Annotated in this window: 17 protein-coding genes; 2 read left to right on the plus strand and 15 right to left on the minus strand. The window is 35.1% G+C overall.

The features are described 5' to 3' along the window. Positions 1 to 32 precede the first annotated feature (32 nt). The 5 genes from FDO66_RS04895 to FDO66_RS04915 form a co-directional block, all read right to left on the minus strand. Positions 33 to 449, minus strand: a complete 417-nt coding sequence (locus FDO66_RS04895) for a hypothetical protein (protein ID WP_258535577.1) — start codon at positions 447 to 449, stop codon at positions 33 to 35. Positions 450 to 638: 189 nt separating this feature from the next. Beyond that, the gene (locus FDO66_RS04900; RefSeq protein ID WP_141431306.1) at positions 639 to 878 is read right to left on the minus strand and encodes a YlbE-like family protein; all 240 of its coding nucleotides are present in this window, start codon (positions 876 to 878) and stop codon (positions 639 to 641) included. Between the two features lie 18 nt (positions 879 to 896). Beyond that, complete coding sequence (locus FDO66_RS04905; RefSeq protein WP_141431307.1) at positions 897 to 1304, minus strand: YlbD family protein; 408 nt, start codon at positions 1302 to 1304, stop codon at positions 897 to 899. A 117-nt stretch (positions 1305 to 1421) separates the two neighbouring features. Beyond that, positions 1422 to 2483, minus strand: a complete 1062-nt coding sequence (locus tag FDO66_RS04910) for a CAP domain-containing protein (RefSeq protein WP_309475261.1) — start codon at positions 2481 to 2483, stop codon at positions 1422 to 1424. Positions 2484 to 2740: 257 nt separating this feature from the next. Beyond that, positions 2741 to 3172: a CBS domain-containing protein gene (locus FDO66_RS04915; protein WP_141431309.1), complete on the minus strand. Its 432-nt coding sequence runs from the start codon at positions 3170 to 3172 to the stop codon at positions 2741 to 2743. A gap of 180 nt (positions 3173 to 3352) precedes the next feature. Between FDO66_RS04915 and FDO66_RS04920 the strand changes: the two genes are divergently transcribed. Continuing rightward, on the plus strand, positions 3353 to 3712 hold the full coding sequence (locus FDO66_RS04920) for a YugN family protein (RefSeq protein WP_141431310.1): 360 nt from the start codon (positions 3353 to 3355) through the stop codon (positions 3710 to 3712). 84 nt (positions 3713 to 3796) lie between these two features. Here the strand turns inward: FDO66_RS04920 and FDO66_RS04925 are convergent, their stop codons facing one another. The 7 genes from FDO66_RS04925 to cyoE form a co-directional block, all read right to left on the minus strand. Then, the gene (locus FDO66_RS04925) at positions 3797 to 4264 is read right to left on the minus strand and encodes a DUF420 domain-containing protein (protein WP_141431311.1); all 468 of its coding nucleotides are present in this window, start codon (positions 4262 to 4264) and stop codon (positions 3797 to 3799) included. Positions 4265 to 4388: 124 nt separating this feature from the next. Beyond that, positions 4389 to 5291, minus strand: coding sequence for a cytochrome c oxidase assembly factor CtaG (gene ctaG, locus FDO66_RS04930; RefSeq protein ID WP_141431312.1), 903 nt, complete (start codon positions 5289 to 5291; stop codon positions 4389 to 4391). 14 nt (positions 5292 to 5305) lie between these two features. Continuing rightward, a complete protein-coding gene (ctaF, locus tag FDO66_RS04935; RefSeq protein WP_141431313.1) occupies positions 5306 to 5638 on the minus strand; it encodes a cytochrome c oxidase subunit IVB in 333 nt (110 codons plus the stop codon). A 5-nt stretch (positions 5639 to 5643) separates the two neighbouring features. Continuing rightward, entirely contained in the window at positions 5644 to 6270 is a 627-nt protein-coding gene (locus FDO66_RS04940) for a cytochrome (ubi)quinol oxidase subunit III (protein WP_141431314.1), read from the minus strand. Then, positions 6270 to 8135, minus strand: coding sequence for a cytochrome c oxidase subunit I (gene ctaD / locus FDO66_RS04945; protein WP_141431315.1), 1866 nt, complete (start codon positions 8133 to 8135; stop codon positions 6270 to 6272). Before ctaD ends, FDO66_RS04940 begins: the two co-directional genes overlap by 1 nt. Before the next feature lie 109 nt (positions 8136 to 8244). Beyond that, on the minus strand, positions 8245 to 9321 hold the full coding sequence (coxB, locus tag FDO66_RS04950; RefSeq protein ID WP_395939748.1) for a cytochrome c oxidase subunit II: 1077 nt from the start codon (positions 9319 to 9321) through the stop codon (positions 8245 to 8247). A gap of 157 nt (positions 9322 to 9478) precedes the next feature. Continuing rightward, on the minus strand, positions 9479 to 10414 hold the full coding sequence (cyoE, locus tag FDO66_RS04955; RefSeq protein ID WP_141431316.1) for a heme o synthase: 936 nt from the start codon (positions 10412 to 10414) through the stop codon (positions 9479 to 9481). A 728-nt stretch (positions 10415 to 11142) separates the two neighbouring features. Between cyoE and FDO66_RS04960 the strand changes: the two genes are divergently transcribed. Next, on the plus strand, positions 11143 to 12090 hold the full coding sequence (locus FDO66_RS04960) for a COX15/CtaA family protein (RefSeq protein WP_141431317.1): 948 nt from the start codon (positions 11143 to 11145) through the stop codon (positions 12088 to 12090). A 357-nt stretch (positions 12091 to 12447) separates the two neighbouring features. Here the strand turns inward: FDO66_RS04960 and pyc are convergent, their stop codons facing one another. The 3 genes from pyc to FDO66_RS04975 form a co-directional block, all read right to left on the minus strand. Beyond that, on the minus strand, positions 12448 to 15888 hold the full coding sequence (gene pyc, locus FDO66_RS04965) for a pyruvate carboxylase (RefSeq protein ID WP_141431318.1): 3441 nt from the start codon (positions 15886 to 15888) through the stop codon (positions 12448 to 12450). A 140-nt stretch (positions 15889 to 16028) separates the two neighbouring features. Beyond that, a complete protein-coding gene (locus tag FDO66_RS04970; protein WP_141431319.1) occupies positions 16029 to 17237 on the minus strand; it encodes an FtsW/RodA/SpoVE family cell cycle protein in 1209 nt (402 codons plus the stop codon). Positions 17238 to 17485: 248 nt separating this feature from the next. Continuing rightward, a complete protein-coding gene (locus FDO66_RS04975; RefSeq protein ID WP_141431320.1) occupies positions 17486 to 17767 on the minus strand; it encodes an Fpa/YlaN family protein in 282 nt (93 codons plus the stop codon). Positions 17768 to 17898 lie beyond the last annotated feature (131 nt).

The raw sequence follows: 17898 nt of genomic DNA on the forward strand, positions 1-17898 counted from the left end.
TGATTGAATGATAAATGGCTAAACTTTATGAGTTATTCAATTACGACAGAAAATTTTTTTCTTAACTGATAAGGTTTATTATCGGGCTTTACAATATTTAATTCAATAAGATGCTTTCCTTTAGATAACCCTTTGATAATAAAAGCTGCACTTCTAATCTCATCCTTCTTTTCCCCATCAATAAACAAATGAATCTTCCCATTCTTTTTATTGCTATTGCTTCGAAAGGAAACATCTCTTAGAAAACATTCTACAAAAACATTCTTTCCTCTTACTTCATATTGTACGACAAAAGGAGTCGTTTGTTGTTGGATATTGAGTAAAACAGGAATAGAATTAGTATTTCTATGCATGACATTTACCTTCGTCTCAGGCTCTGGCAAATCCTTTCGGCACCCTGTAATAACCAATAAGACAAAAAACAGTGAAAAAAAATATTTATTCTTCAATTTATATCACCTCAAAGTAAAAATCCTATTCATGTTTTCACTAAATTGTAGATTTGAAAATATTGTTTACCATTCGAATGGATTCTACTCTTTTTTTGCCATAGAAAAAGCCCTCAATAAAGTAAACAGATTTTTATTATTTTATCTGTCCACTTTATTGGGAGCATATCAAAGGGAGAAAGCTCTTAATTAGTCTTTTACATTCATAGCTTGAAACATATTCACCATGACTGAAGCCATTTGCACACCATTTGAAAATTTCTCTACACGATCTGGTATGGTTTTCTTATGATAGTGCAACGCAGCTATTTCTAGAAATTGAATTTCACCTGGATTTCTCGCTAGTTTTCGATACCAATGAGGCTGTTCTCTTATAAACTGTCGTAAATCTTTTCGTTGCACGATATATTCGTATATTTCTTTTCTCATAGCCAGCCACATCTCCACTTAATCTTTTTTGAATACGAAGGGACTAGCTGGCTTTTGCTGACCAGGTTTTACAATACCAGCATTTCCCCTACCTTGAAATTGTGTAATAACTCCTTGAATAGCTGCAAGGGCTTGACTAGCATGATGAATATATTCTTGCATTTGGTTAGGATCAATATTTTTAACCGTATTTGTTACATAACTCATCCAATCCGTTTTCTTTGAAGATGACACAGAAGCTGTCTCCCCATTTTTAGCAGAACGATATTCATCCCATTTTGGATCCTCTTCTCCAAGTAAAAACCAATCTTCATAGAGCTCTTGCCAATTTTTACGTCCTCTTCTCACTTCTTGTATGATTTTAGGGTTTTCCCTTACAAAGACTTTAAATTTTTCAACAGATGGATGAAGATTATTATTTGCCACTCTCTATTCACCTCACCGAATACAATCAACTATGATAGTATATAAATTTTATGCTATTTGGTGAGTTGGTTCCTTTAATTCCATCTATACTTTACACGTCTTTTTTCAAACTAAAAATTATCTCTTTTCAATAAAATTTTGTGTATCGTATTTTTTATACACACCTACACCAATATGAGTGAAATCCTTATTTAACAAACTTTCACGATGCCCCTTGCTATTAAGCCAACCTTCGACTACTGCCGGGGCATCGATATAATTGGCTGCAATATTTTCACCTGCTTTTTGAAATATTATGTCTCCAGCTTTTAAACGATCCGACAATTCGCCGTATTTTTTAGACGTATGGGAAAATTCTTTCGTATTATACATATCCATGCTATGGGCTAAAGCAACTTGTGCTGTTTTTTCATCCCAAACTAATGGATTTAAATCATAACGTAATCGCATAATATTTGTTAAATCAAAAATTTGCTTTTCATTCCCTCTATCAATTTTTTCTTCTTCTTCATTTGATAAAGGTTCCGTTTTTATTAACTCTCCCCGATACACTAATTCATAAGGTCGAATCTTCAACAAAGTTGATGCATCCATAAATCTTGCACTTGATAATGTACCAGTAAATTTATCAATATATAGTTGGATAAATACATCCCCGATTTGAATAAGTGGTCGATTATTAATATCTTCTTCTGATAATTCAAATCGATATTTACTTTTTTCATATTCAAGGCTAATTGTTGCTTCAATTGGAGTATACGTATATATATCTCCAACTGGCTGGCCAATTTTAAATGGGGCAACATCAACATTTTTTCCTATTGCAAAAACTGACACAACCTTATCTTGATTGACGCCAATTTGAAAATAATTGTTTTCGTTTTTATGATAGATCCACCAATCAAATCCGTAATAAGTAGGATCTACTCTTTCTGGCTTACCGTAAGATTCAATCAGTGCTTCCGTACTTTTGCCAATAAACGATGCAATCCCGCTAGATGGAATTATTAATTTAGTTGAAGCTTGCTTATTGTCTCCTTGAAGTGAATCATTGACTTCTTGAGGAGAATCATCTTGATTTATAAGAATGCCTTTATCTTCTTTATTCGTATTACTAAAATATATTCCGATTCCTAAGAAGATAACAGCTAGAACGATTATACGAAGAACAGTAAACAGAAGTTCGACCTCCTTTCTATTATCTTATCTACCATTATATGATGATCATACTTAAATATGATAGTATTTAAACTTTACTTTTAGAAGAGATATAAGAGTATTCTTACTTATTTATCAATTTTCTTGTTAATATTCAATCACTAATCAAAAAGTCTTTTAAATATTTTACAAGATAAAAAACTCAAAGGGTGCACTTTTCACAACCCAATGAGTTTCTTATTTCGTTCTAAATAAACTGTAAACCTCGTATTATTTGATTAATGGTGTAATTCTTGATTATGTTGTGAAATTTCAGTAAGTGTCTCCCCTGCTTGCCTATCCGTTAATTGATGAGTAGCAAAATCACCAAGAGAAACCATCCCAATGAGTTTTTCATTTTCTACTACAGGCAATCTTCTTATTTGATTTTCAGCCATAAGCTTAGCTGCTTCCTGTACAGCAGTATCTGCTGTTACAGTAATCAGTTGATTACTCATAATTGATTCAACCTTTGAAGATGCTGGATGCTTTTCAGCAATACAGCGTATTACAATATCTCTATCCGTAATCATACCGACAATTCTTTCGTTATCAACAATGGGAATGGCACCTACATTAAGGTCCTTCATTTTGACAGCTACTTCAAAAATATTATCAAGCAAGGTACAACATTCAATTTCGTCAGTCATAATGTCTTTTATTGTTTCCATAAGTTTTCTCCTTTTTACTTTTAATAGACAAAATTATGTTACTTTACAGTCATTTATGTTTTCCTTAATGACTAAAAATATGTAAATATTGATTATGTAAAGGGTGAACCTCCAGTTGCAAACGCTTTATTTTTCGACTATTATAAAAATTAAGATCATTATATACGAGGAGAGATGATAGTGAAATTTCATCATTCTGGAATCCAAGAATTAAAAGCAGATTTGAATCAGTTAGATGAAACGATGCTTGCGAATGGTCTTGTACGCGAAGGACAATGGGATTATGAAAGAGTGACCTATGACCGAAAATTTGAAAGAAATGATGGGGTATATTATTTAAGAATTCAAGGTTACTCAACAAAGGGTGATATCGGAGCTAATAAAGCAGTTATTCAACTGCTCTCCCCTTTGCTTGCAAAGCACTATTATCCACATGGACTTGAATATGGTGATGGTGAAAATTTTCCATCATCCTTAATTGATCAATGTGAGAGAATTCTGTCTATAATTGAAAAAGAAGTAACTGAATATGCAATATAAAGGTCGGAACAAAAGCGCAAAAAAAGGAAGCTGAAAATAAAGTGCATGGCACTTTTTTTCAGCTTCCTCTCTTTGATTAGTGTATTAAAATCCTAATATAGCTTTTATAACAGAGGTTGTCTCTCCTCCATGGTAGAATACGTAGAGTAGTAAATAAACAGCTACCCCAGTAATAGCTGTAAAAAACCAGATAAAGCTCGTAATAGGACCTAACTTACGATGCCTGCTAAACTGACCCTTAAACCCCGTTACTAAATTTAGGATGCCAAAAACAGCACCGACTGTCGCTAACGTAATGTGGAAAATTAAAAATATTGTATAATAAATTTTAATATTTTCAGGTCCACCGAAAGCAGTATTACCAATAAATACGGTACGGCTAGCATAAATTAGAAAAAAGATAACAGCAAATACCGCTGCTAAAAGCATGGATTTTTTGTGTGCATCCATCTTTCTTTGGCTAATTTGATACCAACCTATTGCAACCATTATTGCACTTAAAACAATAAAGAGCGTACTTATCGTTGGAAGAATTGGTAAATCAACATTCATATCATAGATCCTCTCTATAATCATTTTTGCATGTGCATAATATCACAGCTGCAATTAAACTTATCAAAGATTATTGTAGAGGAGTAGAAAAAATTTATCAATATTAGACTAACATTCAATTATATTACTTAATCGTTAAAGCGGCTTGCTTATTTCTTTGGTCATCAGCCGTTTCCTTCTGCTCGTCTTTATACCAGCGGAAGAAAACCCTTCCTAACATACAACCGTAAATAACTTCTTGTATAATTTTCATCAAAACTCCACCAATTTGCTGATCAAACAAAGGGGACAAAGAACTAAACATTTCTGGGCCGCTTAGTTCGAGTGTAGCTAAAGTAGAATGTGGAACACAAAGACTCATTGCTTCAGCCCAAATATTAGGATTTGAATACGTTGCATATAAAGGTGTATCGGCGAAAATAATTAATGCACAGGCTGGTGTTAATAAGACTCCATCAGCAAATATATAAGCAACTTTTTTTATTCCGCTTAATCCACCCAGTTCTTCTAATGGATGGACAAGAGGCCACCACATAAACACAGCTAACAAAAAGAGAAAGGCTGTTGCCGCAGTATGAGCCCACATGTTCATTTTGACAATATCAAAGATAAGAGGGATATGATAAAAGGAAAAAAAAACGTTAAATAGAATGACTGCTAATATCGGTTTTGTAAAAAATAAAAAAGGATAGCCGATCAATTTAATGGATAAAATTTTTCGCCACATCCAATTTGGTAGACCCCAAATTAGTAATGGTGGGATAAGTAAGAACAACAATGCCATTTGGCTCATATGAGCATAAAAGAGAACATGGCTCATTAAATCTAAAGGTGACCCTTTTACAATATACAAAAGAAGAAGTGCAAGCGTAAAAAAAATTGCTTGTTTATTTCTATTTGAATCCCCCCACCCATTTCTTTTTTTTAATAGGAGAAAAAAATACAAAGCAAGAATCAATAGAAGCGTTAATAAGAAATAAGGACTCCATAACGCGGTAAAACCAAACATTTGAATTTTATCCCACATCTATATCACCTACTTCAAAGCCAGACGATGGTTAAAAAAGTGAGAATTGTAATAAAGCCTACTAATAATCCCGAATAAATAAACAAGGCTGGAGCTTCATGTCCCTTATGCTTCATATGCATAAAATAATAAAGCTGATAAATGACTTGAACGACTGCTAATAGAATAATAAAAGGGGCAACAAACCTTCCTGAAAACTCATCGTAAGCCACAGCCATAAACGCAACTATCGTTAAAAAAATCATCAAGCCAAAGGTGATAACCTGTTGTTTCATTTCTAAAGCACTTTTTTTGCGCCGATAAACAATATCAATAGGTTGTTTTTTTAAATGAGAATATTTTCCCATCGGCCTTATGCCACCTTCCCTAGTAAATAAACCACTGTAAAAATAAATACCCAAACGACATCAATAAAATGCCAATACAAACTAGCAATATAAAATTTTGGGGCATTGTATAAATTCAAACCTCTTTTTGTATTCCGAATGACAAGGGTTAAGATCCATAAGAGCCCAAATGCCACATGGGCTCCATGAAATCCGACAAGAGTATAAAAGGCGGAACCAAACGCACTGCTCGTAAAGGTGTGATGAAATTCATGTACATAATGATTAAATTCATACACCTCCAAAGCTAGAAATCCGCCTCCTAATAAAACCGTTATAAAAAGCCAGAGCTGCATCTTAAAAAATTGAAAATTCTTCATATGATACATGGCATATACACTTGTTAAAGAACTCGTCAATAAAAGCATCGTTGCAATAAAAACGAGAGGAAGCTCAAATAAATCGTTAGCAAGTGCATGATTAGAACCCGGTACTTTATCCTTTAAAGCAAGATAAGTAGCAAAGAGAGACGCAAACAAAACGGTTTCTCCTCCTAAAAACAGCCAGAAACCAAGGAACTTATTTCTTCCTTCAAGCGTTGCCGTCTCTGGCGAAGCGGGCCAAGTCTCAATCGTCATTTTTTCTTCATGCATTACAGCTTCCCCTCCTTCTCATCAAGTTCTAGATCCTCTTTATGAATATGATATCCAAGGTCATCCAGGATTGATCTAAAGAACATAGAACCAAGTGTAATGAGCATTCCAATGATTAGAGCGAAAATCCCCCATGGTTCAGCTCGATGATACATAGCACCAAAAGCAGCTACAAAGAGGCCAAAGGAAATAATAAAAGGAACAAAAGAGGAATTTGGCATATGAATATCACCAATTGGTTCTGCTGGTGTCATTTCTATATTTCCCTTCCTTTTTTCCATCCAATAGGCGTCTAAACCGAGAATAAGAGGAGTTTGTTTAAAATTATAGAATGGCGGAGGTGAAGCAATTGACCATTCTAATGTCCTTCCATCCTCCCATGGATCGTTCCCAACTTTTTTGTTTTTTATCGATGTGTTTACAATATTAATAAGCAAAATAAAAACAGCTATTGCCATAAAAAACGCACCAACTGAACTTATTAGGTTTCCAGTTTCCCAGCCTTGGTTTGCTAAATAAGTAAATACTCTTCTTGGCATTCCCATAAGACCTAAAAAATGCTGAATGAAAAAGGTGAGGTGAAAGCCAATAAGAAATAGCCAGAAGGTGATTTTCCCTAATTTTTCATCAAGCATCGTACCGAATATTTTTGGCCAGTAGAAATGTGTTGCTGCAAGCAGTGCCAAAACGACGCCTCCAACAATAACATAATGAAAATGAGCGACAACGAAATAACTATCATGATATTGATAGTCAGCTGAAGCTGTTGCATTCATGATCCCTGTTACTCCCCCTGCAACAAAGGATGGGATAAAGGCAACTGCATATAGCATTGGAGTAGTAAAGATAATACTTCCTCCCCACATCGTAAAAAGCCAGTTAAAAATCTTTATGCCTGTTGGAACAGCAATTGCCATCGTAGCGACAGCAAAAATAGCATTTGCTATTGGACCTAATCCAGTTGTAAACATATGATGCACCCACACCATAAACCCTAAGAATCCGATTAATACGGTAGCAAAAACCATTGAGGAATATCCAAAAAGCCGTTTCCTCGAAAAAGTTGCAAAAATTTCAGAAAAAATTCCGAATGCTGGAAGAATTAATATATACACTTCTGGATGTCCAAATATCCAAAAAAGATGCTCCCAAATAATTGTATTCCCACCATTTGCAACGACAAAGAAATTTGATCCAAACATACGATCAAAAATCAATAGAAATAAACCAACAGTTAAAGCTGGAAAAGCAAATAATATTAACGCAGAAGTAACAAAGGATGTCCATGTAAACAACGGCATTCTCATATAAGTCATACCAGGTGCCCGCATATTGATAATGGTGACAAGAAAATTAATACCCCCCATTAATGTTCCAGCCCCTGAGATTTGCAGACCCAAAGCATAAAAATCAATTCCGTGCCCTTTAGATGCCAATGATAACGAGGCATATGACGTCCATCCAGCGTCCGGCGCTCCTCCTAATAGCCATGATAAATTAAGAAAAATTCCACCGAAGAAAAATAGCCAAAAGCCAAGAGAATTTAAGAAAGGAAAAGCTACATCACGAGCACCGATTTGCAACGGTACAATAGCGTTCATAAAGGCAAATATGAGAGGCATGGCTGCTAAAAAAATCATCGTTGTTCCATGCATCGTTAAGATTTCATTATACAAACCAGCGCTCACAAAATCATTGTCCGGTTTAATAAGCTGGATACGAATAAACATCGCTTCAAGCCCACCAAGAATAAAAAAGAATCCTCCCGATACTAGATAAAGTATGGCAATTTTTTTATGATCAACGGTCGTTAAATATGTCCAAATAAACGATATAAACCCATTTTTTTGTAAGTAGGACCTCACAAAAATACCTCCCTTAACAGAAATATGAACGATACTATCCATGGAAAGGTTTCATACTAGTTGATTACTAGCTTTTCAGAGCTATCTATTAGATGCTCCTATCTTCAAACTAGTTTTGTACCTTTAATTCCATTAAGTAATCTGTTAAAGCATTTAACTCTTGTTCATTTAACTGAGGATAAGCACCAGACATTTTGTTGCCTGGTTTATATTGTTCGGGATTCCTTAACCAATTTTTTAAATCTTCTTCAGTATGCGGGAGTACTCCTGCAATGGTTGAACGATCTCCAAAATCGGTCAAATTAGGTGCTAACCTAGCAGCTTCAGGAGTAGAATTCATAGGTGTAACCGCATGACAGCCAATACAGCTTTTATTAAATATTTCTTGACCCTGCTTTGCTGAATCCGTTTGAGCTACTGTAGGTTCTTTCACCTTTTGCATTGAAGCGATCCATTGATTAAATTGTTCACGTGGCATGGTCTTCACTTTAAAGTCCATTAATGCATGTGATGGGCCACATAACTCAGCACATTTCCCGAAAAATAAATTCCCAGCTTCTTCTGATTTTTCAGGGTCAAAGCTTAACCAAAACGAATTAACTCCATCGGTGTTTGTATCCATTTTGCCCCCTACAGCTGGGATCCAAAAAGAGTGTTTGACATCTGACGCTTTTAATTGGAAATAAATTTTTTCACCTGTTGGAACGACTAATTCCTGACTTGTGACAATTCCTTGATCAGGGTATTCAAACTCCCACCAAAAGAGATTAGCTCGTACATGAACAACGAGTGCATCCCGTTTTCCTTCATTATTCTTTTTATCCATATTTGAAGTATCTGCAAGTTTAAAAGTTGAAGTAACAGTTGGGATGGCTAAGATAACAAGAAGTAAAATTGGAATAACAGTCCAAAGGACTTCAAGTGTATGGCTGCCTTCAATTTGCTTTGGAATGGCGTCATTTTTTCTTCGAAATTTGATTAAAACAAGAATGAAAATAAAAGTCACAGCTGCAATAACTCCGACCATGATCACTGTGCTTAAAAACATTAAATGATACTGCGTTCTTGCAACCTCACCTGCTGGTTCCAGCGTTGATAAGAAAGGCTTTCCACATCCTGAGAGAATAAGAATCATACTAAAAAGAAGAAAGAAGGGGATATTACTGACTTTTGTAAGCCTTTTCACACGAAATCAAACTCCTCTCACTACTCAATTTATCATACTATGAAAAATTTCAAAATATTAGGAGATACATTGAAAAGGTTTGTTAATTGCTAATAAAATAATTAACTCATTCAAACAAAGAATGAGTTAATTATTTAGATGACGAGATGAGGTGGACTTAGATGAGTGTAACAATGACCATAGCTACAAATAATATGGTTAAATATTGAAGTGAATAAAGAAACATGATAGTAGCCCATTTAATATCATCTTTATATTTCCTTGCATAAAATCCAGTTAAAAGCCATCCGACATTTAAAATAGTAGCTAAAATTAGAAATGGCACACCAAGCTCGGTTAATAAAAATGGAAGTGGCAATAATGCTAATACCCAAATTATAATATGCTTTTTCGTTGTTTGAAAGCCTTTTACTACCGGAAGCATTGGAATTCCAGCAGATCTATATTCATTTACCCTTCTCATTGCTAAAGCATAGAAATGAGGAGGCTGCCAAACGAACATAATAAGGAATAATGCCCATGCCATCATATCCAAATTAGGATCAACAGCTGCCCAGCCAATTAATGGCGGGACAGCTCCCGAAATACTGCCGACAACTGTATTTGAAACATACTGACGCTTAGACCATTTTGTATAGAGGACAATATAACTAAATACTCCTAAAATACCGATAACAGCTGCTGTTACTGTTGTGAGCATTAAGAAAATCGTGCCAATTAAGAGAAAAGAAAAACTTAATATAGCTACTTTAACCGGGTTAAATCTTCCTGTTACAGTCGGTCGATCCTTTGTCCTCTCCATAATGGCATCAATATCTCGATCAATGTAGTTATTCAAGCTGCATGATCCTGCAATAATCAGTGATGATCCAACTAGCGTAAAAAATATTGTATCTAAATGATTAAGAAAGCTTAAGCCTGAAAAATGCAATGCAAGCCAAATTCCTGTAAAAATCGTAATTAAATTTGAGTTGACTATCCCTATTTTAATAAGTGATAAAAAGTCCTTCCACACTGTTGCTTTCGGTGTTTCATCTATGTTTTGGGAATTCTTATTTAATGCTGGATCAGCAACAGTTCTTGAATTAGACATCCTGTTTCCTCCTTTAACCAATATGACAAAAAAGCTCGATCTATTCTTTAATGATGAATGTGTTTAAACAAAAAACCATCATTCTACGATTAGAACATCTGAATGGTATGAATAACTATTTATTGTTAGACATTTTCCTTTGTCTATTAAAACATATTTTTTTTCGTTTTTGTGAACTTTTTTCGAAAATATTGTGATCAACTCGTGACTAAACAAAAAATTATTAATAATCACTTTGCTATACTTAAAAGTGTTTTTTCTGTTGAGATCTTATATGATAGATAATGAAAGTGTTTTCTTATAAGAAAAGCGCAAGCGCCTTGATCATCGACGTAACAAACTGGAGAGGCTTCGACTGAGATAAGGCGAACCTTCCATCAGGGTGTTCTTTCCCTGATGGTTAGCCTGAGCCGATCAGGTTTTTACGGACAGTTTATTATCTACTGTACATTTTTTTAAGTCACATCTTACTGCCCGTTAAAACGTGATAAAGGAAACACGATGAGCGCAAGCGTTTCGATGTTGTCTTATCGTAGGGAGAAGACCTGAAGTTTGATAGTCGATAGGCGCTGACCGATTAAGTACGCCACGGCCTTATGTCTTCATCGGCACTAGTACGTCCTTGTACGTCGGAGCTAAACAATAGTAAAATATACGTTCTGATAATATTATAAAAGCTAATATATCGAGACACAAATGATGAAATACTAGATAAGAAGGTGAAGGTATTGTACCGATTTCTTAAATGGTTTTCTGTCATAACATCCATTGGGATGTTACTTACGTTAATTGGCGGAGCATTAGTCACGAAGACTGGATCAGGAATGGGCTGTGGACGCTCTTGGCCTCTTTGCAGCGGAGAGTGGAGCATCGAACTAATTATTGAATTATCACACCGCATTGTTTCTGGTTCTGTCGGGATTTTGGTCCTAATCCTCTGCATTTGTTCTTGGATAAAATTGGGTCACATTCGTGAAACAAAATTTTTATGTGTCATTTCTTTTAGTTTTATTGTCATTCAAGGTCTTATTGGCGCCGCAGCTGTACTTTGGGGACAATCCGATTTTATTTTAGCTCTTCATTTTGGTATTTCTCTCATTTCATTCTCCACCGTTTTACTTCTTACATTACTTATATTTGAGGTTGATGAGAAATTTAATACAGAAAAAATTTCGATTGATCGCAGAATGACCTTTCACATCGTCTCAATTTCACTCTTTAGTTATATAGTGGTTTATTCAGGCGCGCTTGTCCGCCATGCTCATGCTAGCTTAGTTTGCAAAGATTGGCCACTTTGTGACAATAGTAGCTTCTCTCTCCCCATTCATTTTCTGGAATGGGTTCAAATGGGTCACCGAGGTGCTGCTGGTTCCCTCTATCTTTGGATTGGATACGCAACTTTTCTTGCCATTAAACACTACAAATATCAGAAAGTGATATATATCGGCTGGATTATTGCTTTTATTCTAGCCTCTCTACAGGTTATAGCAGGTGCCCTTATGATTTATAGCCAACTTAATTTATATATTGCTTTATTCCATGCATTTTTTATTTCTTGCTTGTTCGGATTGCTTAGCTATTTTATTTTACTTGTTTCTAGGAACAAAAGCGTAAGCGCCTTGATCATCGACGTACAAACTGGAGGGACTTCGACTGAGATAAAGGATACACGATGAGCGACAGCGAATCGATTGTTGACTTATCGTAGGGAGAAGGCCTGAAGTTTGATAGTCGATAGGCGCTGGCCGATTAAGAACGCCACGGCCTTATGTCTTCATCGGCACTAGTACGTCCTGTACGTCGGAGCTGGACGTCGATAATTAACTTTCAAAATTACCCACAGCCAACCAATTTATAATTTCCTTAACAGGAACAAAAAATCAAGCACTTTTTTTCATGCTAAAAAGCATAAAGAAAATACTTTTAGAAATGCTCCTTTTTAACATGAGTCGTTTCCTTAGCTGTAGTAAAAAAATAAGCGCCTAAAGGTAGACAATCCTTTAGACGCTTATTTATTATTTACAGGATAGTGCTTATTTTGATAGCTCGATTAATAAATCGCCAGTTTGAATAGCTTCTCCGTTTGAAACAAAAATATCCTTTACAATACCAGAGAAGGGAGCTTGTACGGTTGTTTCCATTTTCATTGCTTCTGTAATCATTAAGTGATCACCTTGCGCCACTTTCTCGCCTTTTTCTACAAGTACTTTAATAACTGTTCCTGGCATAGAAGCAGCAATATGGTTTTGATTACTTGGATCTGCTTTAATTTTAGAAACAACTGTTGATTTAATACTTTCATCTTTAATGACTACTTCACGAGGCTGACCGTTTAATTCAAAATAAATAACTCTCGTTCCATCGGGTTGTGATTGTCCAATGGACAATAGCTTAACAATTAATGTTTTTCCAGTTTCAATTTCAACTTCAATTTCTTCCCCTAGACGCATACCATATAGGAAAGTAGGTGTATCTAATACAGAGATATTACCGTATAAATCAGCTGTTTTTACATATTCCATGAATACTTTTGGATATAAAGCATATGCAATCGCATCAAAGTCTGTTACCTGTCTGCCAAGCTCTTTAGAAAGCTGCTCTGTTATTTCATTAAAGTCTATATCCTCTAACAGTTCACCAGGTCGGACTTCAATTGGCTTTTTCCCTTTTAGGATCACTTTTTGAAGTTCTTTCGGGAATCCTCCATAAGGTTGTCCCAAATACCCTTCAAATAGCTCAACAACGGAATCTGGAAAATCTAAAGAAGCTCCTTTTTGGATTACATCTTCTTCTGTTAATTCATTTTGAACCATGTATAGGGCCATATCTCCAACTACTTTTGAAGAAGGTGTAACTTTTACGATATCGCCAAACATTTGATTCACTCGCGCATACATCTCTTTTACTTCATCCCATTGATCGCCTAAACCAACAGCTTTTGCTTGTTGTTGAAGATTACTATATTGACCACCCGGCATTTCATGCTGATAAATCTCAGTATGAGGAGCAACCATTCCACTCTCAAAATCCTGATAATATTTGCGAACATCCTCCCAATAATGAGACAACTCTTCAAGGGCTTTTACATTCACTGTAGGCTTTCTATCTGCACCTTCCAATGCATAATAAAGAGTGCTTGCACTTGGCTGCGATGTTAATCCAGCCATTGTACTTAAGGCCACATCTACAATATCAACACCAGCTTCAATAGCTTTCGCATACGTAATTACACCATTGCCGCTTGTATCATGAGTATGGAGATGAATTGGGATATTAACTGTTTCTTTCAATTCTGAAATTAATTGATAGGCTGCTTGTGGTTTTAACAAACCGGCCATATCTTTAATACCAAGAATGTGGGCACCTTGCTGCTCTAATTCCTTGGCAATATTTTTATAATAGGCAAGATCATACTTTGATCTGCTTGGATTTGTAAAATCTCCTGTATAACAAATAGAAGCTTCTGCAATTTTCCCTGATTGTCTTACAGCATCAATCGCTACTTCCATTCCTTTAACCCAGTTCAAACTGTCAAAAATTCTGAATACATCAATCCCTGCATGTGCAGATTTCTCTACAAATTCACGAATCACATTGTCTGGATAGTTTTTATAACCTACCGCATTTGATGCTCGAAGCAGCATCTGGAATAGAACATTAGGAATTTGTTTTCTTAAGGTAATTAAACGATCCCATGGATCTTCTTTTAGGAAACGATAGGCTACATCAAAGGTAGCTCCTCCCCACATCTCAAAAGAAAATAGATCCGGCAATAGCTTAGCTGAAGGCTCAGCAATATGTGTCAAATCATTTGTTCTAATTCTTGTTGCTAGTAAGGATTGATGGGCATCGCGGAAAGTTGTATCTGTTAATAAAACTTCTTTTTTGTACTTTACCCAATCAACAAGCCCATCTGCTCCAAACTGATCTAGAATTTGTTTTGTTCCATCTTTATATTCTAAATCACTGCTGATTTTTGGAATTCTTGGATTTGAAAAGACAGGTCTTTTCTTTTTATCTATTCCTGGGAATCCATTAACTGTAACATTCCCAATATAATTTAACATTTTTGTTCCTCTGTCCTTACTTACAGGAAAAATAAATAGTTCAGGTGTAGTATCAATAAAGGCTGTGTTATATTCACCATTTAAGAAGCTTTTATGTTTAACAACATTTTCAAGGAACGGAATGTTCGTTTTTATACCACGAATACGAAATTCTTTTAAATTCCGACTCATTTTAGCTGCTGCATGCTCAAAAGTTAACGCCCAAGTAGAAAGCTTAACAAGCAAAGAGTCATAATATGGTGTAATAACAGATCCTTGGAAACCATTTCCTGCATCTAGACGGACCCCAAATCCTCCACCAGAACGATACGCCATGATTTTTCCTGTATCCGGCATAAAGTTATTTAATGGATCCTCTGTTGTTACCCTTGACTGAATCGCATATCCATTTAATTGAATATCCTTTTGCTCAGGAATCAAAATCTCATCGCCATGAAGATTGTGACCTTCAGCAACAAGAATTTGCGTTTGTACGATATCAATTCCTGTTACCATTTCAGTGATCGTATGCTCAACCTGTACCCTTGGGTTTACTTCAATGAAATAAAATTCATTCCCAGATAATAAGAATTCAACTGTACCAGCATTAATATAATCTACGTTTTTCATTAAATGAACTGCTGCAGCACAGATACGCTCACGTAATTCATCAGTGATTGAAACACAAGGTGCAACTTCTACAACCTTTTGATGACGACGCTGAACGGAACAGTCTCTCTCATATAGATGAACAACGTTCCCATGTTGGTCAGCAAGAATTTGAACTTCGATATGCTTTGGATTTTCAATAAATTTTTCAACATAAACCTCATCATTTCCAAAAGCAGCCTTCGCTTCTGACTTAGCACGATCATATGCCTCATTTACTTCCTCAAGGCTGCGGACAATCCTCATTCCTCTACCGCCACCGCCAAGAGAAGCTTTAATGATAATCGGGAAACCATGAGTTGTTCCAAATTGAATTACATCTTCTACGCTATCTATTGGCCCATCACTGCCTGGAATGACTGGGATTTTTGCAAGTTCTGCTTGAGTTCTTGCTTTTACTTTATCTCCAAACATATTTAAGTGCTCAGATTTAGGTCCAATAAAGATAATTCCTTCATCTTCACAACGTTTAGCAAATAAAATATTTTCAGATAAAAATCCATACCCTGGATGGATCGCATCCACACCGCTTGCTTTTGCAATATCGATAATTCCATCAATATCTAAATAGGCGTCAATCGGTTTTTTTCCTTTCCCAACAATGTAAGCTTCATCAGCTTTGTATCGATGATAGGATCCAGAATCCTCTTTTGAATAAATAGCTACTGTTTTAATGTCCAATTCAGTACATGCTCGAAACACACGAATTGCTATTTCTCCTCTATTTGCTACTAATACTTTATTGATGCGTCTACTCAAAAGAAACACCTCGTCTATTATGTATTTTATTATGTGTAATTAACCTAAAATAATGAAATAAACTTCACCATAAATAGATCAAGAGCTCATAAAAATCTTTGTTAAAAAGAACTGTTTATTTATTCTCTTACTGATTTACCCTAATTACGATGTTGAAAAACATTATGATAAACCTTTTGTTTTTGAACTGGATTTTGCTGTTCCTCTTTTGCTTTGTACTTTTCCTCATACTGAACAAACATTGATACATTTACTAATATCCCCATTGAAATGGCCAGCTGAAGTAAGGAAGACCCCCCATAGCTAATAAAAGGCAGCGGAACCCCTGTTAAAGGAATGACCCCTGAAACTCCTCCTAAATTTATAAAGGATTGAATCCCAATCATACTTGAGATCCCTATGGCTAATAAGCTTCCAAAAGGATCTTTACATCTCATTCCTACATAAAGCCCTCTTAAGACAATATATCCTAATCCAAGCAGAACAAAGCAAACTCCAAAAACACCTAACTCTTCTGCGACAACCGCCATAATAAAATCAGTATGAGATTCAGGTAAGTAACCTAACTTTTGAATACTTTGACCTAGACCTAAACCTTTTATGCCGCCAGCACCGAGAGCGATATAGGAGTTAGACATGTGATACCCAATTGTTTGTTCATATTGAAAAGGGTCTTTAAATGCTTCAATACGATCCATTTGATTATCTGAAAATATTTTACCCTTCAAACCAACCATTAGCAGAAGGAGAAATACTAAGCCAATTAAACATAGCTTTCCAATATTTCTATAGCTCATACCAGAGGAAAAGATGATGGAAACAGCTATGGCAAAAATTATCGCTGCTGTCCCAAAGTCAGGTTGAATAACGATAAGCAAGCAAACCAACCCCAAGTAAACAAGAGGCGGTGCTACTCCTTTATTAAATTCATTAATGTAAGATTGCTTTTTGGCATAAACAGCTGCAAGATAAATAATAACACAGAGTTTCACAAATTCCGATGGCTGAATATTCCTTAAACCTAATTTAAACCAGCTTTGTGCATTCCCTGCTTCATGACCAAACAAAAAAATACTTCCAAGACCAACGATTGAAATAAAAACCATAGGAATTAAAAACTTATTGCTTTGAAATGCTTTATATGGGAATAATGCTGTTAGAATAAAAGTGAAGCCAGCAAGAATAATATTGATTTTTTGTTTCTCATAAAAAAAATTACTAGCTTTATCATATCGCTGAACGGCTGTAACCATACTTGCACTATAGATCATAATGAGTCCAAAAATAACCAATAATACGGTAACAATAATTAATGAGTAGTCATATGATTTTAAGATTTTTTTTAACATCCATCCTCTTCTCCTATATTTCGAAGTTGTATTACTTATTCTACTATAGTGAAGAATCTCCTGCATTTGAATAAGAAGAAAAACTCTTTTTAATATAGCATATTTATAAAAAAAGTTCCGCTCAAATATGTAATAAAACTTATAAATATACACATTATTTAGGACGAATAATTTGAAACACTAGGACAAATATAAGTTTTTTTGCAAAAAAAACTCAAACAATTAAGAAGTTGTTTGAGTTTTCACTTCTATTTTCTTATCGAAGCCTCATGTAGGATTGAAAGCTCTATCTCAAGTTCATCTAAAATAGCCTTACCGTCTTTTTCTTCAATTAAACCAAGTCGTACAGCAAAATCTATTTCTCTTGATAATCCGAACATTTGGGTATCTAATACTTCTTCATATAAAGGACATTGAGGCATAGTTAAGTTGTCCATTTGAACCTTTATTAATTTTAGGATTTTTTTTGCATCAGCTTTTAAAAGAGCATATGCCTTTTCTTTATGATCAATGATCACTTCAAAATTCAAAATTGATCTCCCCCCGTTTCCGAGCGATTGTCCCTATTCATAAATTGTAAACTCAAGCTTGCAAAAAAGCAAGAACTATCAAAAAGTTCGTTTATTTCCCAATAAACACCTTTTTTTATGAAAGCTCTTTT

The organism is Bacillus sp. 03113, assembly GCF_006546985.1.
In the GTDB taxonomy this organism is placed as follows: domain Bacteria; phylum Bacillota; class Bacilli; order Bacillales; family Cytobacillaceae; genus VATK01.